Annotated in this window: 19 protein-coding genes and 1 pseudogene; 11 read left to right on the top strand and 9 right to left on the bottom strand. The window is 71.6% G+C overall.

All coding sequences use genetic code 11. From position 1 onward, the window contains the following. The first annotated feature begins 107 nt into the window (after positions 1–107). Together cmk and der are read left to right on the top strand one after the other, a co-directional pair. A complete protein-coding gene (gene cmk / locus NE234_RS28755) occupies positions 108–836 on the top strand; it encodes a (d)CMP kinase (protein WP_252783803.1) in 729 nt (242 codons plus the stop codon). Next, the gene (der, locus tag NE234_RS28750; protein WP_406567086.1) at positions 833–2,209 is read left to right on the top strand and encodes a ribosome biogenesis GTPase Der; all 1,377 of its coding nucleotides are present in this window, start codon (positions 833–835) and stop codon (positions 2,207–2,209) included. Before cmk ends, der begins: the two co-directional genes overlap by 4 nt. 225 nt (positions 2,210–2,434) lie before the next feature. On the opposite strand, the gene NE234_RS28745 is transcribed toward der, so the two are convergent. Together NE234_RS28745 and NE234_RS28740 are read right to left on the bottom strand one after the other, a co-directional pair. Continuing rightward, on the bottom strand, positions 2,435–2,845 hold the full coding sequence (locus tag NE234_RS28745) for an STAS domain-containing protein (RefSeq protein WP_252783802.1): 411 nt from the start codon (positions 2,843–2,845) through the stop codon (positions 2,435–2,437). 349 nt (positions 2,846–3,194) lie between these two features. Then, positions 3,195–3,785, bottom strand: a complete 591-nt coding sequence (locus NE234_RS28740) for a hemerythrin domain-containing protein (RefSeq protein ID WP_252783801.1) — start codon at positions 3,783–3,785, stop codon at positions 3,195–3,197. 198 nt (positions 3,786–3,983) lie between these two features. On the opposite strand from NE234_RS28740, the gene NE234_RS28735 reads away from it, so the two are divergent. Next, positions 3,984–4,460, top strand: coding sequence for a hypothetical protein (locus tag NE234_RS28735; protein WP_252783800.1), 477 nt, complete (start codon positions 3,984–3,986; stop codon positions 4,458–4,460). Between the two features lie 10 nt (positions 4,461–4,470). Here the strand turns inward: NE234_RS28735 and NE234_RS28730 are convergent, their stop codons facing one another. Then, entirely contained in the window at positions 4,471–4,614 is a 144-nt protein-coding gene (locus NE234_RS28730) for a hypothetical protein (RefSeq protein WP_252783799.1), read from the bottom strand. A gap of 251 nt (positions 4,615–4,865) precedes the next feature. On the opposite strand from NE234_RS28730, the gene NE234_RS28725 reads away from it, so the two are divergent. Together NE234_RS28725 and NE234_RS28720 are read left to right on the top strand one after the other, a co-directional pair. Beyond that, positions 4,866–5,951, top strand: coding sequence for an S-(hydroxymethyl)mycothiol dehydrogenase (locus NE234_RS28725; RefSeq protein WP_252783798.1), 1,086 nt, complete (start codon positions 4,866–4,868; stop codon positions 5,949–5,951). Continuing rightward, positions 5,948–6,580, top strand: a complete 633-nt coding sequence (locus NE234_RS28720) for an MBL fold metallo-hydrolase (protein ID WP_252783797.1) — start codon at positions 5,948–5,950, stop codon at positions 6,578–6,580. Before NE234_RS28725 ends, NE234_RS28720 begins: the two co-directional genes overlap by 4 nt. Positions 6,581–6,722: 142 nt before the next feature. On the opposite strand, the gene NE234_RS28715 is transcribed toward NE234_RS28720, so the two are convergent. Beyond that, a complete protein-coding gene (locus NE234_RS28715) occupies positions 6,723–7,469 on the bottom strand; it encodes a TetR/AcrR family transcriptional regulator (RefSeq protein WP_252783796.1) in 747 nt (248 codons plus the stop codon). A gap of 91 nt (positions 7,470–7,560) precedes the next feature. On the opposite strand from NE234_RS28715, the gene NE234_RS28710 reads away from it, so the two are divergent. Next, positions 7,561–8,619 carry an amidohydrolase family protein gene (locus tag NE234_RS28710; RefSeq protein ID WP_252783795.1) on the top strand — a complete coding sequence of 353 codons (1,059 nt, stop codon included), beginning with the start codon at positions 7,561–7,563 and terminating at the stop codon, positions 8,617–8,619. A gap of 114 nt (positions 8,620–8,733) precedes the next feature. On the opposite strand, the gene NE234_RS28705 is transcribed toward NE234_RS28710, so the two are convergent. Next, positions 8,734–10,395 carry an FAD-dependent monooxygenase gene (locus tag NE234_RS28705; RefSeq protein WP_252783794.1) on the bottom strand — a complete coding sequence of 554 codons (1,662 nt, stop codon included), beginning with the start codon at positions 10,393–10,395 and terminating at the stop codon, positions 8,734–8,736. Between the two features lie 88 nt (positions 10,396–10,483). Between NE234_RS28705 and NE234_RS28700 the strand changes: the two genes are divergently transcribed. Both NE234_RS28700 and NE234_RS28695 read left to right on the top strand, forming a co-directional pair. Beyond that, positions 10,484–11,092, top strand: a complete 609-nt coding sequence (locus NE234_RS28700; RefSeq protein WP_252783793.1) for a TetR/AcrR family transcriptional regulator — start codon at positions 10,484–10,486, stop codon at positions 11,090–11,092. 95 nt (positions 11,093–11,187) lie between these two features. After that, the gene (locus NE234_RS28695; RefSeq protein ID WP_252783792.1) at positions 11,188–11,640 is read left to right on the top strand and encodes a carboxymuconolactone decarboxylase family protein; all 453 of its coding nucleotides are present in this window, start codon (positions 11,188–11,190) and stop codon (positions 11,638–11,640) included. A 117-nt stretch (positions 11,641–11,757) separates the two neighbouring features. Here NE234_RS28695 and NE234_RS28690 read toward each other — a convergent pair whose 3' ends face one another. Next, positions 11,758–12,486, bottom strand: a complete 729-nt coding sequence (locus NE234_RS28690; protein WP_252783791.1) for a dienelactone hydrolase family protein — start codon at positions 12,484–12,486, stop codon at positions 11,758–11,760. 151 nt (positions 12,487–12,637) lie between these two features. Then, entirely contained in the window at positions 12,638–14,299 is a 1,662-nt protein-coding gene (locus NE234_RS28685; RefSeq protein WP_252783790.1) for a DUF4241 domain-containing protein, read from the bottom strand. A gap of 255 nt (positions 14,300–14,554) precedes the next feature. Between NE234_RS28685 and NE234_RS28680 the strand changes: the two are divergent. After that, positions 14,555–15,514, top strand: a pseudogene (locus tag NE234_RS28680) (zinc-binding alcohol dehydrogenase family protein); the annotation flags it as partial. A 137-nt stretch (positions 15,515–15,651) separates the two neighbouring features. Beyond that, on the top strand, positions 15,652–17,556 hold the full coding sequence (locus NE234_RS28675) for a translocation/assembly module TamB domain-containing protein (RefSeq protein ID WP_252783788.1): 1,905 nt from the start codon (positions 15,652–15,654) through the stop codon (positions 17,554–17,556). 34 nt (positions 17,557–17,590) lie between these two features. On the opposite strand, the gene NE234_RS45495 is transcribed toward NE234_RS28675, so the two are convergent. Both NE234_RS45495 and NE234_RS28665 read right to left on the bottom strand, forming a co-directional pair. Beyond that, positions 17,591–18,871, bottom strand: a complete 1,281-nt coding sequence (locus NE234_RS45495; RefSeq protein WP_252783787.1) for a pentapeptide repeat-containing protein — start codon at positions 18,869–18,871, stop codon at positions 17,591–17,593. 279 nt (positions 18,872–19,150) lie between these two features. Beyond that, positions 19,151–20,392, bottom strand: a complete 1,242-nt coding sequence (locus NE234_RS28665; protein ID WP_252783786.1) for an NYN domain-containing protein — start codon at positions 20,390–20,392, stop codon at positions 19,151–19,153. Positions 20,393–20,470: 78 nt separating this feature from the next. On the opposite strand from NE234_RS28665, the gene NE234_RS28660 reads away from it, so the two are divergent. After that, on the top strand, positions 20,471–20,668 hold the full coding sequence (locus tag NE234_RS28660; RefSeq protein WP_252783854.1) for a hypothetical protein: 198 nt from the start codon (positions 20,471–20,473) through the stop codon (positions 20,666–20,668). Positions 20,669–20,673: the final 5 nt, after the last annotated feature.

The raw sequence follows: 20,673 nt of genomic DNA, 5'->3' as shown, positions 1-20,673 counted from the left end.
TACATACAAGTCGTACGGGACCGCCGACGGCCACGGCGGCGGCCGCGGACCGGTAGCCTCGTTCGTTGGCCGGTCGGTTATTGAAACAGGCAGATAAGGAAGCGAACGTGACGCTCGTCATCGCCATGGACGGTCCCTCCGGGTCGGGTAAGTCCAGCGTCTCCAAGGGCGTGGCGCGCGCCCTCGGGCTGCGCTATCTCGACACGGGGGCGATGTACCGTGCCATGACCTGGTGGATGCTGCGCGCGGGCGTTCCGGTCGATGACCCCGCGGCGGTCGCGGCCCGGGCCGGCGAGCCCGAGCTGGCCTCCGGCACCGACCCGGCCGCGCCGACGATCACGGTCGACGGCGTCGACGTGTCCGGCCCGATCCGGGGTTCGGAGGTCACCGGCGCGGTGAGCGCCGTCGCGGCCGTGCCCGCCGTCCGTGAGCGGCTCGTCGCCCTGCAGCGGAAGATCATCGGCGCGGGCGGCATCGTCGTCGAGGGCCGCGACATCGGCACCGCCGTCGCCCCCGGCGCCCAGGTCAAGATCTACCTCACCGCGAGCGCCGAGGCACGGGCCCAGCGCCGCAACGCCGAGCTCACCGGCGCCACGATCACCGCGACGCAGGCCGACCTGGCCCGCCGCGACCACCTCGACTCCACCCGCAAGGTCGACCCGCTCGCGCAGGCGGCCGACGCGATCGAGGTCGACACCACCAGCCTCGGCCTCGACGAGGTCATCGAGGAGGTCCTGCGCATCGCGCGCAAGCACCTCGCCGCAGCCGACGGCGATTCGGCATCACCGGCGCGCTCCCTGACGGGTGAGCCGCCCCACGAGGAGCGAGACGAGTGAGTGAGTTCCAGCACGCGGAGGCGATCGACGTCGCCATCGAGCACGACGTCGCGCCGCCGCCGGTCGTGGCCATCGTCGGACGGCCGAACGTCGGCAAGTCCACCCTGGTCAACCGCATCCTGGGCCGCCGTGAGGCGGTCGTGGAGGACGTCCCCGGCGTGACACGGGACCGGGTGGCGTACGACGCCACCTGGAGCGGACGGCGCTTCACCGTCGTCGACACGGGCGGCTGGGAGCCGAACGCCGAGGGCCTCGCGGCCGCCGTCGCCGACCAGGCGCGGCTCGCCGTGGACGCCGCCGACGCGGTCCTGTTCGTCGTCGACGCCACGGTCGGCTCGACCGACACCGACGAGGCCGTCGCCGACGTCCTGCGGCGCGCCAAGAAGCCGGTCGTCCTGGCCGCCAACAAGGTCGACGACGCCCGGGCCGAGGCGGACGCGACCGCCCTGTGGTCGCTCGGCCTCGGCGAGCCGATGCCCGTCTCCGCCCTGCACGGGCGGGGGAGCGGTGACCTCCTCGACGCCGTCCTGGAGGCCCTGCCGGAGGAGGCGCCGCCGGAGACGTACGGCGCGGCGGGCGGTCCGCGGCGCGTCGCGCTGCTCGGACGGCCCAACGTCGGCAAGTCCAGCCTGCTCAACAAGCTCGCGGGGGAGAACCGCGTCGTCGTCGACTCGGTCGCCGGCACCACTCGCGACCCGGTCGACGAGCTCATCGAGCTGGGCGGCGAGACCTGGCGGTTCATCGACACGGCCGGCATCCGCCGCCGGGTCCGCGAGTCCCAGGGCGCCGACTTCTACGCCACCCTGCGCACGCGTTCGGCGCTGGAGCGTTCCGAGGTCGCGGTCGTGCTCGTGGACGCCAGCGAGCCGCTCGCCGAGCAGGACCTGCGGATCATCTCCATGGTGATCGAGTCCGGCCGCGCGCTCGTCCTCGCGTACAACAAGTGGGACCTCGTCGACGAGGAGCGCCGCCACTTCCTGGACCGTGAGATCGACCGGCAGCTGCACCACGCCCGCTGGGCGCCGCGCGTCAACATCTCGGCCCGTACGGGCCGGCACGTGGAGAAGCTGGTCCCGGCCATCGACACGGCGCTGGCGGGCTGGGGCGAGCGGGTGCCGACGGCCCGGCTCAACTCGTTCATGACGGACCTCGTCGCCGCCCGGCCGCACCCCGTACGGGGCGGCAAGCAGCCCAAGATCCTGTTCGCCACGCAGGCGAGCGTGCAGCCGCCGAGGTTCGTGCTGTTCACGAGCGGGTTCCTGGAGGTCGGCTACCGCCGCTTCGTCGAGCGGCGGCTGCGCGAGGACTTCGGCTTCGAGGGCACCCCGATCGAGATCAGCATGAAGATCCGGGAGAAGCGCCCGCGCAAGTGAGCCCGGCCCACCCGCTCGGGTGACCCGCCGTCCGGCTGCTGCCCTCGGCGTCGTACGTGTCCAGCGAGCCGGCCGCGATGTTCCTACGGGAGGGCGCGGGTACGGCGGGCGCGTCGGCGAAGTCATCGCCGGGCCATTCGCTCGGAGCACCGCCGCCACCCGGCTCTTCCGGCGCTCGGGCGCGACGGCCGAACCCGGCCGGGCTCGGCCGCCGCGCCGCCGGCGTCACCGGCGCGGCTTGCGTCCGCGCCCGCGTACGCCGGCGGTCGAGCACGACCGTGGCGCGACCGCGCCGAGCCGCCGGGGCAGCCCGACCGTGGTGGGGACGAGCCGTGGCAGGCCCGCGAGGTCGAAGACACGGCGTACGTTCCCCTGTTCCGGGATCGCCACGGACAGGGGGACCCGCAGGGCGGTGCTGCGCCCGTGGGCCCGCACGATGATGTGGATGCCCGCGGAGTCGAGGAACCTCGTGCCGGTCAGGTCGAGGAGCATCTCCGTCACGCCGCTGTTGAGGAGCCGGAGCACGCGCTCCCGGATCGCCGCGGCGTTCACCACGTCGACCTCTTCCGGGAAATGGACGACGGTCACTCCGGAGACCTGCTCCACCTCGAGATCGACCGTGGACAGATGTCGCATCGAGATTCCACCTCACGGCTGGCCGGGAACGGGGCGACACCGCAACTGACGAGATGACAGCCAGTCAGGAGCGCTGTGTCGGGACTATCCATGTACCCGGAATGAGTGGATGAAACCATCGATGGCCTCTGACCTGCGGTTACGCCGGTAATGTGCGGTGATCTCCCGTCCGCCCGAGGTGACGGGAAGGTGTAAGGGCCGGCGGCCGGCCCGAGGAGGAACGCGCAGACCGCCTGACGACCTCGACGGTCAGCCCCCTGAGCGGACCCTGCGGCGGGGGGCGGAAAGAGCACGCGGCGCCCGCCGGAAATGATGGCGGCGGGCGCCGCGGCCTTCTGCGCGTGGAACGTCAGGACGAGTGCTGGTGGTCGACCGCCTCGGCCAGTTCGTCCTTGTTCATCGTGGAGCGGCCGTGGACGTCGAGTTTCTTGGCCTCCTCGTACAGCTCGTCCTTGGTCCGCTCCTGGGTGCCGGTGCCGGTGCCGGTGCCGGAGCCGCTGCCGCCGTCGGTGAGCTCCTGGCGGCGCCGCTCGGCGAAGGCCGTGCCGAGCTCCTTGAGGCGTTCGGCGGAGACCGCGTCGCGGAGCGCGGGGAGGATGTCGCTCTCCTCCTCCTCCTCGACATGGTGCTTGACCGCGTCGATGAACTCCTTCAGCTTCTCCTCGAACTCCTTGCCCTCCGGCGACATCCCGCGGAGCTTCTCGAGCATCTCCTCGGCCTCGTGATGCTCCTCGGCCCCATGGTGGGCCTCGTCCCGCTCGCCGGCCTCCTTCGCCACCACGGGGTAGACCCGCTCCTCCTCGGCGCGAGAGTGCGCGGTCAGCAGCGCCGCGACCTTGTCGAGCAGCTCAGGGCGCCGCCCGGCGTCCTGCTGCAGCTCGTCGAACAGCTTCTCCAGCGTGCGGTGGTCCTGCATGATGAGTTCGACGACGTCGGCCATGCGCTCTTCCTGTTCCTGTCCGTGCCTGTGAGTGACCCGGTCCTTACCCGGAGAGCGGCGCTCAATCCTCCTCGTCGCGGTGCGGTGTCACGGGGTGAGCATCAGGGTCCCCGTCGAGACGCCCGAGGGCGTCTCATCCGGGCGCCCCGCCCGGTCGGCGGACGCATGAAACCGCTGCTCGGGTGGCACAGACCGGGCATGAACCTTCTGGGCATCTATCTCAACGACCATCTGGCCGGCGCCACCGCCGGCGTCGAACTCGCCCGCCGGGTCGCCGGGACGCACAAGGGAAAGACGAGCGGGGAGACCTTCCGACATCTCGCCGCGGAGATCGCCGAGGACCGCGACGCGCTGTTGCGGATCATGCGGGCGCTCGGCGTACCGGTTCAGCAGTACAAGGTGTACGCGGGCTGGATCGCCGAGAAGATCGGCAGGTTCAAGCCCAACGGGCACCTGACGACCCGGTCGCCGCTCAGCGACCTGGTCGAGCTGGAGGCGATGCGGCTCGGCATCGAGGGCAAGGCCTCGGGATGGCGTTCGCTCCGGGCGGTCGCCGACCATGACGACCGGCTGAGCGGCGAGGAGCTCGACGAGCTCCTCGCGCGTGCTCACCGTCAGGCCCAGACCGTGGAGGAGCTGCGGACCGAGATCGCCGGGGCGGTCTTCGGCGGGTGACGGCCGGCGGTCAGCTCGTCTCGACCGACCGCTGCTGCCCCGGATAGCCGGGACGCTGCTCCGGGAGACCGACCCGCCGGCCGGGTTCGGTGGCGAGCAGGTCGACGGGCTCGGGCGGCGCGCCCTCGGCAGGGGTGCCGTCGTCTCGCGCCACGAAGGTCCCCTCATCGGCGTCCGGAGACGCGTTGACGCCCTGTTCCTCGACGAGATCCTGGTCGGTGCAGTGTCGCTCGTGACGGGTCGTGCCACTCCATTACCCCTGAAATCAGGCGACATCCCGGTCACCGGGCTTCCAGCCACCGGAACCGCCTGGTAGAGAGGGGAGCGGGCGCGCGTACGATCGGCGCACAGCCCACGAGGCCGACCGGGCCGCACCAGGCCCCACCATCGGAAGGACACGCAGGCATGGCGCAGGAAGTACGCGGAGTCATCGCCCGGGCCAAAGGCGCGCCGGTGGAGACGACGACGATTCTCGTGCCGGACCCAGGTCCCGGTGAGGCCGTCGTGAAGATTCAGGCCTGCGGGGTCTGCCACACGGACCTGCACTACCGCGAGGGCGGGATCAACGACGAGTTCCCGTTCCTGCTCGGCCATGAGGCCGCGGGCATCGTGGAATCGGTCGGCGAGGGCGTCACCGACGTCGCCCCCGGCGACTTCGTCATCCTCAACTGGCGCGCGGTCTGCGGTCAGTGCCGGGCCTGCCTGCGCGGCCGTCCCTGGTACTGCTTCAACACGCACAACGCCGCCCAGAAGATGACCCTGACCGACGGCACCGAGCTCTCGCCCGCCCTGGGCATCGGCGCGTTCGCCGAGAAGACCCTGGTCGCCTCGGGCCAGTGCACGAAGGTCGACCCGGCGGCCTCACCGGCCGCCGCCGGGCTGCTCGGCTGCGGCGTGATGGCGGGAATCGGGGCCGCGATCAACACCGGGGGAGTGGGACGCGGCGACTCGGTCGCCGTGATCGGCTGCGGCGGTGTGGGCAACGCGGCCGTCGCCGGCGCCCGGCTGGCCGGCGCCGCGAAGATCATCGCCGTCGACCTGGACGACCGGAAGCTCGACCAGGCCAAGAAGCTCGGCGCCACCCACACGGTCAACTCCGGCAGCACCGACCCCGTCGAGGCCATCCGCGACCTGACCGGCGGCTTCGGCGCCGACGTCGTCATCGAGGCCGTCGGCCGCCCCGAGACGTACCAGCAGGCCTTCTACGCGCGCGACCTGGCCGGCACGGTCGTCCTCGTCGGCGTTCCGACGCCGGAGATGCGGCTCGAACTGCCGCTGCTGGACGTCTTCGGGCGCGGCGGCGCGCTCAAGTCCTCCTGGTACGGCGACTGCCTGCCGTCCCGGGACTTCCCGATGCTGATCGACCTGTACCTCCAGGGCCGGCTCGACCTGGACGCCTTCGTCTCAGAGACGATCCCGCTGGACGACGTCGAGGGCGCGTTCGAGCGCATGGGGCGGGGCGACGTCCTGCGTTCGGTGGTGACGCTGTGACCACCGCGCGTCTCGACCACATCGTCACCTCCGGCACGTTCTCCCTCGACGGCGGCACCTGGGACGTCGACAACAACGTCTGGATCATCGGCGACGACGCCGAGGCGCTGGTCGTCGACGCGGCGCACGACGCCGACGCGATCGCCGCGGCGGTCGGCGACCGCCGCCTGGTCGCCATCGTCTGCACCCACGCCCACGACGACCACGTCGACGCGGCCCCGGCCCTGGCCGCCCGCACCGGAGCGCCGATCCTGCTGCACCCCGCCGACCGGCCGCTGTGGGACCTCACGCACCCGGACCGCACCCCCGACGCCGACCTGGCCGACGGGCAGACGGTGCGGGTCGCCGGCGTCGAGCTGACCGTCCTGCACACGCCGGGCCACAGCCCCGGCGCGGTCTGCCTGTACGCCCCGGCGCTGGGCGCGGTGTTCTCCGGCGACACGCTGTTCCAGGGCGGCCCCGGCGCGACGGGCCGGTCGTTCTCCGACTTCCCGACCATCATCGACTCGATCCGCGGCCGCCTGCTGACCCTGCCGCCGGAGACGGTCGTCCACACCGGCCACGGCGACGACACCACGATCGGCGCCGAGGCCCCCCACCTGGAGGAGTGGATCGCCCGCGGCCACTGACCGCCGGGCGACCCCGGCCGCCTGCGGCCCCCCCGAACGGCTCCGGCCGTCTGCGGCCACTGACCGCCGAGCGGGAATCAGCCGTTCGCGGCCACCGCCGAGCGGGGATCGGCCGTTCGCGGCCACTGACGGCCGACGAGGTCTAACCGTTCGCGGCCAGACGGCCGAGCCATTCGCCGAGCAGGTGTTCCTCCGCGTCGCTCAGCGTCGTCTGCCCGGGGAGCAGGACACGCATGGCCCGGGCCGCGGCGGCGAGTCCCGGCTCCCGTACGGCCGGCTCTTCGTAGGTGACGGCGGCGACCATCGACTCGCGCATGGTCGTGAGCAGAGCGGGGTCGCGCTGCGACTCGGGCAGTGACAGCCAGGTGAGCACCGCACCACGCGTGGTCGCGTGGATGAGGGCGGCGGCGAGCTCCTCATCGACGCGGAGCCGGCCGGCGGCGGCGATGCGGCGGATGCGTCCCCTCAGGATCCGCATGCCGGCCTGGAAGGCGGCCGACGTCGTGCCGCGTCCCGGGTCGCCGTACATCAGCGTGAACAACTCCGGATTGGCGAGCCCGAACTCGACGGCGATGTTCCAGCCCGCGCGCAGGTCTTCGACGGGGTCGTCGGGGGCGGCGTCCTGGTGCTTGGCCGCGAGGAACGCGGCGTAGCCGTGCCCGGCGACGGCTTCGAGCAGCCCGTCCTTGTCGCCGAACAGCCGGTAGATCACCGGGGCCTGCACTCCGGCGGCCGCCGCGACCGCGCGGGTGGTCACCGCGTCGCGCCCCTGGCGCGTGAGCAGGTCCGCCGCTGCCTCGACGATCCGCTGCCGGGTGAGTTCACGGGCGCCGCCCGCCCTCTCCGGCCCGGTCCCGACATCCGTGTCACCTCTCGCTTCATCATCCACGAATCAATGATATCGGTCGCATGTTGCCATCGATGTTATCGTCGGTATAGTCATCCACGAATCGTTGATAACACGAGATGAGGGGACTCCGATGCCGAACAGACTGCGCATCGTCGCCTTGGAAGAGCACGTGGTCCCGCCCGTCCTGCTGGACGCCTGGGCGAGGGCGGGAGAGCCGCAGATCGCCGCGCGCGGCTACGGCGACGAGCCGCTCGCGCGACGGCTGCGAGACGTCGGTGACCTGCGCCTGGCCGACATGGACGATCAGGGCGTGGACGTCGCGGTGCTCTCCCTGGCCACGCCGGGCGTGCAGAGCCTCGCCGCGGCGGACGCCCTGAGCGTCGCACGCGAGGCCAACGACACGCTCGCCGAGTTCGTCACCGCTGATCCGCAGCGGTTCCAGGCGCTCGCGGCCATCCCCACGCCGGCCCCCGAGGCCGCCGCGGCCGAACTCGAGCGCGCGGTCACCCGGCTCGGCTTCCGCGGCGCGATGCTGTACGGGCGCACCGGCGACAGGCCGGCCGACGCGCCGGAGCTCGACGACCTCTACGCCACCGCCGAGCGGCTCGGGGTGCCCCTTCACTTCCACCCGCAGACCCCGGTTCAGGCGGTCCTCGACGCCTACTACTCGGGGCTGCCCCATGGAGTGGGGCAGGTGCTCGCGGGACCCGGGCTGGGCTGGTACTACGACCTGGGCGTGCAGTACCTGCGGATGATCTTCTCCGGGGTCTTCGACCGGCACCCCGGCCTGCAGGTGATCGCGGGGCACTGGGGCGAGGTCGTCCTGTTCTACCTCGACCACACCGGTTACCTGCAGGAGACGGCGAAGCTGGAGCGGCCCCTGATCGACTACTTCCGCCGGAACTTCTGGGTGGCGGGCAGCGGGACGGTGAGCGAGCGGTACCTGCGGTGGACGGCGGAGGCCGTCGGGACCGACCGCATGCTCTACTCCACCGACTACCCCTACACCTTCGGGACCCGGCCCGCCGGCTTCCCCTTCATCGACACCAGCGGCGGGGTCGCCCGGTCCTTCCTCGAGCAGGCGCCGTTCAGTGAGGAGGAGAAGGCCGCCATCGGGTCCGGCAACTGGGAGCGGCTGACCGGCCACCTGGCCGCCGGCCGCGGCCGTCAGGACACCGCGTCGGCGTAACCGACCCGGGACCGGTGCTGCGGCGCCCCGGGATCGTGACCATCGGTGATCGGCCGGCGCGGGAGGGCGGTGGTCGCCGGCCGGCCTGCCGCGGTGGGGTAGACGAGCGACGCGTCACCCCGCCTCAGCGCGCCCGGAGCGGTCGAATCCCCGTGCCCGTCGCGTGGCGGCGGCGAGGGCGGTGAGGGGATCGGGGGCGGCGTCGGGCGCGCGCCATGCGATCACGTGATCGGGGCGGATCAGCAGGGCGCCGTGGTCGCCGATGCCGCAGGCACCGGCGGGCCGTGTCGCCGCCGAGGCGATCCGGTGGGGCAGGAGCGCCGTGTCGAGAAAGGCGCCGTGCGGATCCAGCCGCCGGGCGGCCCGTACCCAGGCGTGTCCCTCGGGTCCGGAGAGGAGCAGATACCGGCCCTCGCGGACCAGGTCGAGCGTCGATCCGGGCCCGTCCCGGCCGGTGAGGGGCAGATGCGGCAGCCGCGTGCCGGGCTCGCCGCGCCGGCGGTCCGGCTCGTCGGCCATCGCGGGGCCGCCGTCGGCCGGGTCCGCGCCCGGCATTGGGTAGCGGTAGCCGATGGCCACCGCCGCCTCACTGAGCAGCGGACGATCATCCGGAACGCGGGCGCGGTGGCGGGCGCGCAGGAGCGCCTGCTCCACCGTGATCCGGCCCACCACGCGGCGCTCGGGCTCGTAGTCCTCCAGCAGCCGCGGGCCGGCGTGGCCGCGCAGGACAGAGACCAGTTTGGCGGTGAGGTTCCAGGCGTCCTGGATCCCGGTGTTGGCGCCGAAGCCGCCGGTCGGCGGGGTGACGTGGACCGCGTCGCCGAGCAGGAAGACCCGGCCGGCGCGGTAGGAGTCGGCCACCCAGGCGCCCATCTGCCAGGGACGGCTCCCGGTGAGCGTGAAACGCGACGGCGGCAGCCCGAGGGCGCGGGAGACGATCCCCCCGCATCGCCGGGCGTCGAACGCCGCCGGATCGGTGAGTGCGGGATCGTACGTCACCGACACGGTCCCGCGGTCCTGCGCGGTGTTCCAGGACAGGAACGCCTGCTCGGGCGGTCCGGTGAAGGCCAGGGCGAGCCGACGGCCCTCGAGCAGCCGGCGCAGGTCGGCCTCGAAGCCGATCTCCATGATGTGCGCGACCACCTCGGTGCCGCTGCGCCCGATGCCCAGGCTCTCGCGTACGGCGCTGCCGTTCCCGTCCGCGGCCAGCAGGTAGTCGGCCGTCGCGGTGTACGTGCTGCCGTCGGCGCGGCGTACCTGCGCCTCGACGTGGTCCTCGTGCCGGCGCAGTCGGAGCAGGCGGTGGCCGAACCGCAGGTCGGCCCCTGCGGCGCGGGCGTGCGCGCGGACCACCTCTTCCAGGTCGGCCTGTTTGACGAAGGCGCTGGGGCAGGGGGAGACGCCGCTGAAGTCCTCCGCGGCCGGCAGCCGCCAGCGCCGCAGTTCCGGGCCGGCGAGCGAGGCGACCACCGCGGCGTGGTCGGCCGGTGGGAGGCGGCGCTGGACGGCATAGACGTCCTGGTCGGCCCCGACGGAGCGGTACGCCTCCATCGTGCGCGGATAGAACAGCTTGGCGCGTGGCCTGGTCGAGACCGCGGTGTGCTTCTCGACCAGGACGGGGGTGATGCCGCGGGCCGCGAGGAACAGCGCGGCCGAAGCCCCCACGATGCTGCCGCCCACGATCAGAACGGGAACACGGGCGGGCGGCGGCGCATCGGCGGTGACCGGAGCGGCCTCGCCCCCCGCCCTGGCCGCCGCGTTGCCGGGATCGGACATGAGAACTCCCAAAACGAATCAGAACAGGTCTGTTCCATTATTGCCCCATGCCGGGAACCGAACGCAACAGCTCTGTATCGTTACCCAGGTGAACGCGGAGACTCCGGGCCGTCGCGGCGGACGGCGGCGCGACCCTGCCACCGACGCGGCCATCATCGATGCGGTCCTCGACATGGTCGCCGCGGGCGCCACCCTCACCGGTCTGTCCCTTGTGGCCATCGCCAAGCAGGCCGGAGTCTCCCGGAACAGCGTCTACCGGCGCTGGAAGACCAAGGACGAGCTCTACCTCGACGTGCTGGAGACGATCAACGAGCGACGGCCCGCGCCGACCGGCGCCGACCTCCGTGAAGACCTGGCCGTCCTCCTGCGGGCACTGGCCGAACGCGTCGTCGACGAGCGGGCCAGCAGCATGCTGCGCGCCCTCAACGCCGAGGCCGCGGCCTTCCCTCGGCTGCACAGCCGCTACTTCGAGGAGATCGTCGCGCCCCGCCGGGAGGCCATGAACCAGGTCCTGCGGCGCGGCGTGGAACGAGGAGAGATCCGCCCGGACGTCGACCCGGACCTGATCTCCGAGCTCCTCGTCTCACCTCTCCTCGCCCGCATGGCCTCGGGCAACATCGACCGGCTCGACCCCGAGCGGACCGGCCGGCAGATCATCGCTCTCGTCCTCGACGGCGCGGCGGCCACGCCGAGCTAGACCCAACGGCCCCAGGGGCGCCGTCACATTCCCCCGCCGGGATCAGTCATTCCCAATGACCGCACACCTGCGCGAGCGCGACCGAGGAGAACATCATGGAAGCTCGCATGAAGAATCCGGCGATGGTTCTCGACGCCGTCCCCTCCATCCAGGAGATGAACAAGGCCATCTACTCCGGCGGGGTTCCGCCGACGATCCTGGAGCTCGTCCACCTGCGCGCCAGCCAGATCAACGGCTGCGCCGCCTGCGTCGACTCGGGCACCAAGGGCGCAAGAAGGGCCGGCGAGAGTGAGGAGCGGCTCTTCGCCGTCTCCGTCTGGCGGGACTCGCCGCTGTTCACGGACGCCGAGCGGGCCGCGCTGGCGCTCGCCGAATCCGCCACCCGCCTCGCCGACAACCCCGACGCCGTGCCGGACGAGGTGTGGGAGACGGCCGCCGAGCACTTCGACGAGCGGGGTCTCGCGTCCCTGGTGCTGATGATCGCCTTGACGAACTTCTACAACCGGCTCAACGTCACCACGAAACAGGTGCCGGGGGCCTGGGGCTGAGCCCCGCCGGGCGCGGCCGGGCCCCACCGAGGTGCGCCCGGGCCGCGCCCGCAGGCCCGCGCCGAGGTTCTCCGTCGCGTCGACGACGAGGATCCTCGGCGCCGACCGATGAAGTCGTCAGCACAAATGCCGCGTGAGGAACCCCAGCGAGTCGTCCACTTCGAACGATGGAACGTCCCCGTGCCTGCCCGGGTTGGCGTGCAGCGTCTTCTCAGCCGAGGCCAGGGCGTCGAACAGGGCCAGGCTCTGGTCCCGGGGGACCATCTGGTCGTCCCACTGGACCAGGAACTGCACCGGCACGGTGATCCGCGCGGCGTCTTCGGCCACTCCGTGCACACCGAGCAGGCCCAGCACCGCGGCGCGGATCCGGGGTTCTGCGGCGACGAGCGGGATGCCGAGTCCGCAGCCCATCGACATGCCGCAGTAGCCCACCGGGCCGGCGCCGACCTGGTCGAGGCGCTGAACGGCGGTCAGGACCGCCTGCCAGTCCGCGACGGCCCGACCGGCCAGATGAGCGTGCATGCCGGCGACCAGCGCGCCTGGATCCTCACCGGCGGCCATCCCGGCCCGCAGCTCGGCCGCGATCCGTACGAACTCCTCGGACTTGGGCCGGTCGCCGTGGTCGGGCGCGTCGATCGCGACGACCGCGAAACCCTCGGCGGCGTAGCGACGCGCGCGGGTCACGACGCCGGGGGCCGTCTTGTGCTGCCCGCCGCCGTGGCCCATCAGGATCAGGGGACGAGCACCGCGGGCGTCGTCCGGTGTCCACAGCACGCCGGGAATCTCGTCGAGGATGAAGAACCGTTCGGTGACGCCGTCCGACGACGCCTGGGAGGTGAAGCGCATCAGCGTTTCAAGCCTTTCGGGATGCCTTGCGCGGGCGCTCCCTAGGCCATGCGAAGGAGGGAGCCCCGACCTGTCACAGCGTTGATCGGTCTCACCTCCTCGGATGCGCAGTGGTGCACGGCGACGCCGAAGGTACCACAAAGATCAGCCTTCACCCCTTGCCCGGACGAACGTCATCCGACGGGTCAAGGTGCCCGGACTCGTCGGCCGGGACCGCCGCGCTCTTCGGAGATGCCTTGACGGCCGGGCGGGCGGGGACGGCGGCGGAGGCCAGGGACTGCCGCATCGGAGACAGGGGCCGTCCCTGAGACAGGGGCCGCGCCGGGGACGTCTTCACCGGCGACAGGGCGACGGCCGGGTCCGCCCGGCGCAGCGACGTGGCCGGCGTCCCCGGGGCGGTCCGCACACTCCAGGGCACGGTGCCGTCCGGGGCACGCAGCTCGACGCCGTCGTCGCTCACGGCGAGCACGCTCCCCGGATGACCCGCCGTGCCGGTGGACCACACCACACGGCCCCGCCTGTCGTAGAGGACGAAGTCGCCGTCCGCCTGCAGCACGCAGCGGGCGGTCTCGCGCCCATCGGTGCCGGAGGCCCACACGGCGCCCCGGCCCTCGTTGTCGTAGAGCACGATGTTGCCGTCGTCCTGGTGGACGAACGTGTGGCGCCCGGACGGCGAGGTGAGCGACTGGCGGCCCAGGGTCTGCCCGGGCAGCATCCGGTCGCCGATCGCCACCGGCCCCTCCGGCGCCGTGACCTCGGCGGTGCCGGACGACCAGACCTCCGCGCCGGCGGCGTCCTCGACGACGATGTCGCCGTCGTCGCGCACCACCAGCCGGGCGGCGGGCCCGCTGGCGCCGGTGCACCAGATCCGCCGGCCGTCGGAGCCGAACAGGGCCAGCCCGTCGCTCGCGCGCAGCACGCAGTACGACCCGTACGCGCCGTCGGTGCCCGACGCCCACCACGGGTGCGGCCGCACGTTGTCGTAGAGCACGATGTTGCCGTCGTCCTGGTGGACGAACGTGTAGCGTCCGGACGGGGAGGTGAGCGACTGGCGGCGCAGCGTCTGGCCGGCCCGCATCTCGTGGCCCTGCGCGAAGTCCCTCAGCGCGTGACCCGCCCCGTCGCCAGGGGGCGTCTTGTCGTCCTCGCCGGCCTCATCGTCCTCGTCGTCGGTCAGGATGAAGAAGTCGGTGATGAAACAGGCGACCTCCCCGTCGGCGGTACGCCCGACCCAGGTCGGGTAGTGCCCGTCTCCGCCTCCGGAGGGAAACACCACCGCGAGCGGCCTGCCCTCGTCATCGGTCAGCGTGCCGGGCGCGGTGTGGTCGGTGTCCCGGTCGTAGAGGCACGCCATCACCCGGTCGAGGTAGTCGTCGCCGTCCAGGCACAGTGCCGCGATGCTCGCGGCGTCGACGAATCCGCCGGTGCCCCCATCGACGGGGTAGCCGAAGAACTCGTCGTCGCCGAGGGTCGAGACGTCCTGACCCTCGTGCACCGCCATCTCCCAGGAGACGACGGGCTCGTCCCGGATCACCAGCCGCGCCGCCGCGATCACGTCGTACGCGTCCGGGCCGTCCGGCTCACCGAACACGGCGAGCACCAGCTCCAGCGGGTAGCGGCCCGGCGGCACCTGCTGGACGAACCCGCCGTCCATCGCATCGAACATGAACGGCTCGCCGGCGACGACCCGGCCGGACGGCAGCCACAGCGATGCCTCCCGCCGCAGCCGGACGGTGGCGACGTCGCCGCCGGGCAGCGTGTGACGCGTGCCGGGGGCGAAGAGCCGTTCGAAGTCGGGGGCGGGCAACGGCATGAGCGCTCCTTCGGGGACGGAACCGGTACCGGTGACGCATGGCGGGGGCCGCCATCGGCTCGGGACCTTAGCGCCGGGCTCCGACAGCGCGCCGAGCTCCGGCTACCGCTCGGCCGGGGTCCTCGCGACGAGAAGCCGGATCGCGTCAGGACGCGCGCGAGGCCGCCTCGCGGATCTCGCCGGCGAGCCGGATGAAACCCCGTTTCGCCAGCGCGTCGAGGAGCGCGTTGCGATCGATGAGCGAACGAGGTCGTCGTTCGCGTGCGGGCGATCGCCGTGAACCCCGTCGACGGCATACCGGGCTTCCTGTACCGCCTGGCCCTGCCGTGGCTGACCTTTCCCGCCGTCATCGGCTCGGACGTCGCCGGCGAGGTCGTCGAGGTCGTCGAGGTCGGCGCGGGCGTGACCCGGCTGCAACCGGGCGATCGCGTCCTTGGGCACGCGTTCGGCGTCGAGAAGTCGCAGAACCGCGCGGCGGAAGGCGCCTTCCAGCACTACGTCGTGCTCCTGCAGCACATGGTGTCCTCCATTCCGGACCCGCTGTCCTTCGAGCAGGCGGCCGTGCTGCCGCTGGCGCTCTCGACGGCGGCGACCGGCCTGTTCCAGCGGGACCACCTCGGCCTGGCACTGCCCGGCGCCGACCCCGTCGACCGGCACGAGACGGTGCTCGTGTGGGGCGGTTCGACGAGCGTCGGGAGCAACGCGATCCAGCTCGCCCGCAACGCCGGCTACCGGGTCGTGGCGGCCGCGTCACCGCACAACCTCGACTACCTCCGATCGCTCGGCGCGGCCGGCGCGGTCGACCGTCGCAGCCGCACCGCCGTCGACGAGATCGTGGAGCTGATCGGCGACACCCCGCTCGCCGGCACGCTCGCGATCGGATCCGGGTCACTCGTACCGGCGGTCGCGATCGCCTCCCGCACCACGGGTGGCAAGCGGATCGCGTCGGCGGAGCCCGCGTTGGTCACGCGCCTCCGGGGCCCACGGGCGCGGCGCCCCGGGGTGCGCGTGAGCGGAATCTGGGGCGGCACCCTGAAGGACAATGAGGTCGGACCGGCGATCTACGCCGACTTCCTCCCGGCCGCGCTCGCCACCGGCGCCTACCGGGCCGCACCGGACGCGACCGTCGTCGGCGACGGACTCGCCCGCATCCCCGACGCGCTGCGGCAGCTCCGGGGCGGCGTCTCCGCGAAGAAGCTCGTCGTCACCGTCTGAGCCGCGCCGCGGGGAGCGGCCGGGCAGGCTCACGCCGCCACGCCGGCGAAGCGTCCGAGAGAGCAGGGCGGCCGCGGCACTCAGGGCCGCCCACACCAGGGGAGCGGACAGCAGTGCGGATCAGTGATGATGTCGCCATGGCCGTCCACTTTCGGAGACGACTGCAGCAGGCCGCCGCCACCGGAACACTCCTCGACCTGCGAACCGGTGATGCCCGGCACGACGATCCCGCTCGCGGGAGAATCTGGGGGGCCGAGCGGTCCGTGCCCGCCGATGTGCTGATCGACCTGCTCACCGGACAACGGATGCCCCCAGGCGGCGGGCTACGGGCGGTGAAGCTGCGCGGTGCCCGCATCACCGGCAGCCTCGATCTCTCGGCGGTGGAGTCGCCCTGCCCACTGGCGCTGACCGACTGCCATTTCGAGCAGCCGGTCAGCCTGCGCGAGGTCAGCGCACCGGCGATTCGCCTGCCCGGCTGCCACCTGCCCGGACTCACCGCGGACCAGCTGCGCACCACCGGTGATCTCGATCTCGACGGCATCATCGCCGAAGGCGCGGTCACCCTGAACGGCGCCCGCATCGGCGGCCGCCTCTCTTTCGCCGGCGCCCGGTTGTCCAACCCCGGCGGTTGTGCGCTGACCGCCGACGGACTCACCATCGGCCACGATCTGGACTGCGCGGGCGGGCTCAGCGCCGACGGGACGGTCAACCTGCGCGGTGCCACGATCGGCGGCACCGTCTACCTGACGGGGGCGCATCTCAGCGCTTCCGGCGCCGAAGCGCTGACCGCCGCCAGGCTCACCGTCGGTCACGACATGTTCTGCGAAGAGCTCACCGCCGATGGAGAGGTACGTCTCCCCGGTGCCCGCATCGGCGGCCGACTCGACCTGAGCCGGGCGCGCCTGACCAACTCCGGTGCCCCCGCGCTGACCGCCGATCGGCTCAGCGTCGACGACGGCGTGCTGAGCGAAGGGCTCACGGCCGAGGGCCAGGTACGCCTTCCCGGCGCCCGCATCGGCGGGGATCTGGTCCTGGCCGGTGCCCGTCTGACCAACCCCGGCGCGACCGCGTTGTTCGCCGACTCCCTCACCGTTGAGGGGGGCATGTCCTGCGCGAACGGATTCACCGCCCAGGGAGAGGTCCGCATGCTCAGCGCCCGCATCGGCGAGGTGTTCTCCCTCGAAGGCGCCACCCTCTCCAACCCGGGCGGCCGGGCCTTGTACGCCTTCCGGCTGACCGTGGGAAACGACCTGTACTGCCGGCGCGGGTTCAGCGCGGAAGGCGAGATCCAACTGTCCGGCGCCCGCATCGGCGGCCTGCTCCACCTGGCCGAATCCAGCCTGTCCAACCCGGATGGGCAGGCGCTGGACCTGGAAGGCGTCAGGGCCATAGCGCTGTTGCTGCTGCCGCGCCGGCGACCCGACGGCATCGTCAACCTCACCAACGCCCAGATCGACATCCTCTACGACGAGCCGGGATCATGGCCCACCACCGTGCGCTTGCACGGATTCGCCTACAACGCACTCGCGAACCACGAGATCGACGTACGGGATCGGCTCCGCTGGCTGACACGGCACCCCGGCGGTTACGTCCCCCAGATCTACGACCAACTCGCCGCCGCCTACCGGCGCGCCGGAGACGAACAGGCGGCGCGCACGGTCGCGGTCGCCAAGCAGCGGCGGCGCCGCGCGGTGCTCAACCCGGCGGGCAGGCTGGCGAACTGGCTGCTGTACCTGACCGTCGGCTACGGCTACCGCACCTGGCTGGCCGCCATCTGGCTGGCCGGCCTGCTCGCCCTCGGCACCGGGGTCTTCGCCGATGCCCACCCTCACGACCTGACGCGCGTCGACACGCACGCCTCGGGCTTCAACGCCTTCGGCTACACCCTCGACACGCTGTTGCCGATCGTGGACCTCGGTCAGCAGAAGGCCTGGCAGGCACACGGCGCCGCCGTGTACTGGTCATGGGCGTTCACCGCGGCCGGATGGCTCCTCACCACCGCCGTCGTCGCCGGACTGACCGGCATTCTGAAACGCGACTAGCCGGCCTCTTCGACAGGAACACCGGGGATCTCGGTCAGGGGAGCAGAGACCGAATCCTGGAGCGGAGATCGATCCGTACTCGTCGGCGGGTTCGCGCCGCTCGGCGGGAGCCGGAGGCGGGGGGCGCGGAGACCCGCTCCAGCGTGGCCGTTTCGCCGTCGGTCGAGATCCGCCAGCCCGTGGGCCACACGTTCGGTCCCGACGGGTCCTTCACGGATACCTCGCTCAGGTCGAGCGGGCCATGGAAGACGGCCTCACCGCAGGACGCGCTGACGACGTACCGTGCCCCTTCCGGCCAGTCTCCGAACCAGACGCCCGAGCCGAATGTCGCCCCCCGGAAGCTGACCTCCTGGTGGAAGACCGCTCCGTCGAAGCGGGCCGCCCCGCCGAAGGTCGTCGCCAGGAAGTCGGCACTGCCGCGGAACTCGGCGGCGGGAAAACGGGCCTGGTCTCCGGCGAACTCGATCTGCGACAGGTTCACGTAGTCGTGGAAAGAGACGTAGTCGAAGAACGCGCCTCCATGGATGACGGCGTTGTGGAAGTACGCCGGGCCGTGGAAGACCGCGCCGTTCAGGCTCATCGAACCCGTCCGGCAGTAGGAGAACGTCGTGTCGCCGTAGAACTGTGCTGAGCTGAATTCCGGGAACAGTGCCCGGCAGTGCGAGAAGTCGAAGTCGATGAGGACTGCGGAGGACAGGTCGACCTCCATGCCGTCCCAGAACGTCGGACCCGGTACGTCGGGATCCAGGTCCAGCCAGACCTCGTGGTGGGGGCGCAGGTGCTCGGTCAGGATGCTCTGCGCGGCGAGGCGGACCTGAAGCTCCTCCTGCGCCGCGGCCCGATCCGGGCTCTCGGCTCCAAGGGCAGCGGGCAGTACGTAGGGCATGCGCAGATAGGCGCAGATGACGTCGACGATGGTCTGTCGGTGGTCAGGGTTGGTCTGCGCCAGCCGTTCGAGCGCGTACAGGCCGGCCAGGCGGACCGGGGCCTTGTCGCTGCCGAGCTGATCGGCGGCCTTGCCGTACAGCTCTGTGATGCGCCGCTCGCGGGCGTCCTCCTCGGCGTGCGTCTGCGCCCGCTCGCCCAGCCACTGACGGCGTATGGCCAGCACGAGAGCGATCGCGCCCCCGGTGCCCGCCCCCACGCTCAGCCCTGTCTTGATCGCATCGATGCGCAGAGCGGCGTCCGGCGCGCCGGTCTGGGCGAGCAACCACGCGGTCGACACCCACACCGCCGCGGCGACCGCGACGACACCCCACACCACCCACCACCATGAGATCAGCCTTGGAGTGGTACGACGCCGTCTCTTCGCCACCGCTCCACGGTCGGCCGGTGCGACACCGCTCCCTGCCACGACCCGCGCCGCCCGGTTGCGTCGCCTCTTCACCCGCATGGCACCCATCTTCATGATCCGGGCTTCGAGGTGCTACTTCAGCGGATATGCGAGCTTGCTTCGTCACAGACGGTGCGGCCGGGACCATGCGTTCCGCTCGTTCGCAAGGCCGTCGGGCGGTTGACGCGGGGACGCGCCGGCCATGCCCACGTCCGCATGGGTGCCGATGGCGTGGGAGGCCGCCCCACTCACCTAACAAGATCACGATCTCGGACTGTCGCCCAGCCAGTCTCTCACCACGGCTAGCTCGTCCCCGGTGAATGCCTCCTCGCCGCCATAGACGCGGCTGAGTACATTGCTCACGAATGCCGCCCCGATCTGCTGGGCCGTGGGCGGCGGTGACTCGTGCAGTGGGCAGCCGCCTGAGGCGGTTCCTCGTGTGACGTACAGGACCGCGCTGCGGGGAACGGGATGACCCTGGTCTCGCAACCGGTCGCGGGACCAACGGGTGCACTCCGTCAGATTGAAACTATGTGAACGCGCGTAGTCGGACAACGTCTGGTAGATGAGGGGCCATTGTTCCCGGTCGATGCGGGGAAGGGCGCATGCTTCGACGAGTCGTTCGACAGGCTCCGGCAGGACGGAAGGCTCGCCGTTGAGGGACGTCGGAGCGGTGTGTCTGGTCTCGTCCCACATGTGATGGGATGAGAGGCGCAGGCCGAACAGGTGCAGCGAGCGGACTGCACGCCCAAAACCGCCGAAGCCGAACCAGTCGGTCTCGGCGATGATTTCACCGAGATCACGGCGAATTTCGATTGCCAGACTTGCCATGTTCAGCGGTTCCTTGGCTGCCTCATACTTTGTCGTCACAATTGAGCGGAAGGACTCGTATGCCGTGTCGTCACCCCCCGCGAGTAGCGCCGGGTCTGCCGTCGAGTCCTCCTCGTCCACGAGCTCTCCCTGCACCAGTTCGAACAGTTGTTGACTGTCGACCACCTGGTCGGCTACAGAGAGGAACGCCTCGGCCGCATCGCTTGGGGTCACGATGACCGTCCGTCGGTCGGCACGACGCAGCCGGTGCAGCAGGGGAGTCATATCGGAATCCCCAGAGACGATCACGAATTGCTCGACGGCCGGGTCCGCCGACAGGGCGTCCATGGCGTCCAGGGTCAGGCGAATGTCGGCGGCGTTCTTGGTCGCGTTGTAGAGGGGACAGTCGATGACTTCGAATCCTGCACGGACGAATGCCCTACGGAATCGTGAGAAGTACAGTCGCCGGTACTCTGCTGACGGATCGGGGTTAGGCACCCAGCCGCCCGGATTGAGATAGCACCGTAGAACGAGCCAGCGTCCTCCGGCGTCACCCGTCACCGCTGTCGTCAATCGTTCGAGCCACCCCCCTGGGTCGTCCGCGAATCGAACGGCGACCACGGGGTCAAGGCCATGCAAACCGAGGAAGACGTTGTCAAAGTCGAGATAGAGCCCGGCGCGTATGGGAGCCATGGGGGCAGCTAACACCAGGAATCCGATTGGCGCGACCAAGTCCGCGTTTCTGGCATAGCGCGCGGGCCGTGCCAGCGCATGATCATCGTCAGCAGCTCCGAGGGCTTCGTGCCGAGGGCGTACGTGGCGCACTACCGGTCGAGTGACCCGCAGAGGCACCGCCGTGAGCTGCAGCGCGCCCGGTCACTGCTGTTCGTCGCCGCCACCCGCGCCCGTGACTCGCTCACGATCTCCTGGCACGGCCGCCCCAGCCCCTTCCTGCCCGACCTCCCCTGACCCAC

Source organism: Actinoallomurus rhizosphaericola (assembly GCF_024055675.1).
In the GTDB taxonomy this organism is placed as follows: Bacteria; Actinomycetota; Actinomycetes; order Streptosporangiales; family Streptosporangiaceae; genus Actinoallomurus; species Actinoallomurus soli.
Note: the sequence above shows the minus strand (reverse complement) of the source record. Positions and strands in the feature narration are given on the sequence as shown.

Excerpts from the sequence above, each read along its gene's own strand:
- NE234_RS28695 (WP_252783792.1), top strand. The coding sequence starts at position 11,188 with ATGGAAGCTCGCATGAAGAATCCGGCGATGGTTCTCGACGCCGTCCCC.
- NE234_RS28665 (WP_252783786.1), bottom strand. The coding sequence starts at position 20,392 with ATGGCTCCCATACGCGCCGGGCTCTATCTCGACTTTGACAACGTCTTC.
- NE234_RS28745 (WP_252783802.1), bottom strand. The coding sequence starts at position 2,845 with ATGCGACATCTGTCCACGGTCGATCTCGAGGTGGAGCAGGTCTCCGGA.
- NE234_RS28675 (WP_252783788.1), top strand. The coding sequence starts at position 15,652 with ATGGCCGTCCACTTTCGGAGACGACTGCAGCAGGCCGCCGCCACCGGA.
- NE234_RS28735 (WP_252783800.1), top strand. The coding sequence starts at position 3,984 with ATGAACCTTCTGGGCATCTATCTCAACGACCATCTGGCCGGCGCCACC.
- NE234_RS28740 (WP_252783801.1), bottom strand. The coding sequence starts at position 3,785 with ATGGCCGACGTCGTCGAACTCATCATGCAGGACCACCGCACGCTGGAG.
- NE234_RS28690 (WP_252783791.1), bottom strand. The coding sequence starts at position 12,486 with ATGCGCTTCACCTCCCAGGCGTCGTCGGACGGCGTCACCGAACGGTTC.
- NE234_RS28725 (WP_252783798.1), top strand. The coding sequence starts at position 4,866 with ATGGCGCAGGAAGTACGCGGAGTCATCGCCCGGGCCAAAGGCGCGCCG.
- NE234_RS28660 (WP_252783854.1), top strand. The coding sequence starts at position 20,471 with ATGATCATCGTCAGCAGCTCCGAGGGCTTCGTGCCGAGGGCGTACGTG.
- NE234_RS28710 (WP_252783795.1), top strand. The coding sequence starts at position 7,561 with ATGCCGAACAGACTGCGCATCGTCGCCTTGGAAGAGCACGTGGTCCCG.
- NE234_RS28685 (WP_252783790.1), bottom strand. The coding sequence starts at position 14,299 with ATGCCGTTGCCCGCCCCCGACTTCGAACGGCTCTTCGCCCCCGGCACG.
- NE234_RS28705 (WP_252783794.1), bottom strand. The coding sequence starts at position 10,395 with ATGTCCGATCCCGGCAACGCGGCGGCCAGGGCGGGGGGCGAGGCCGCT.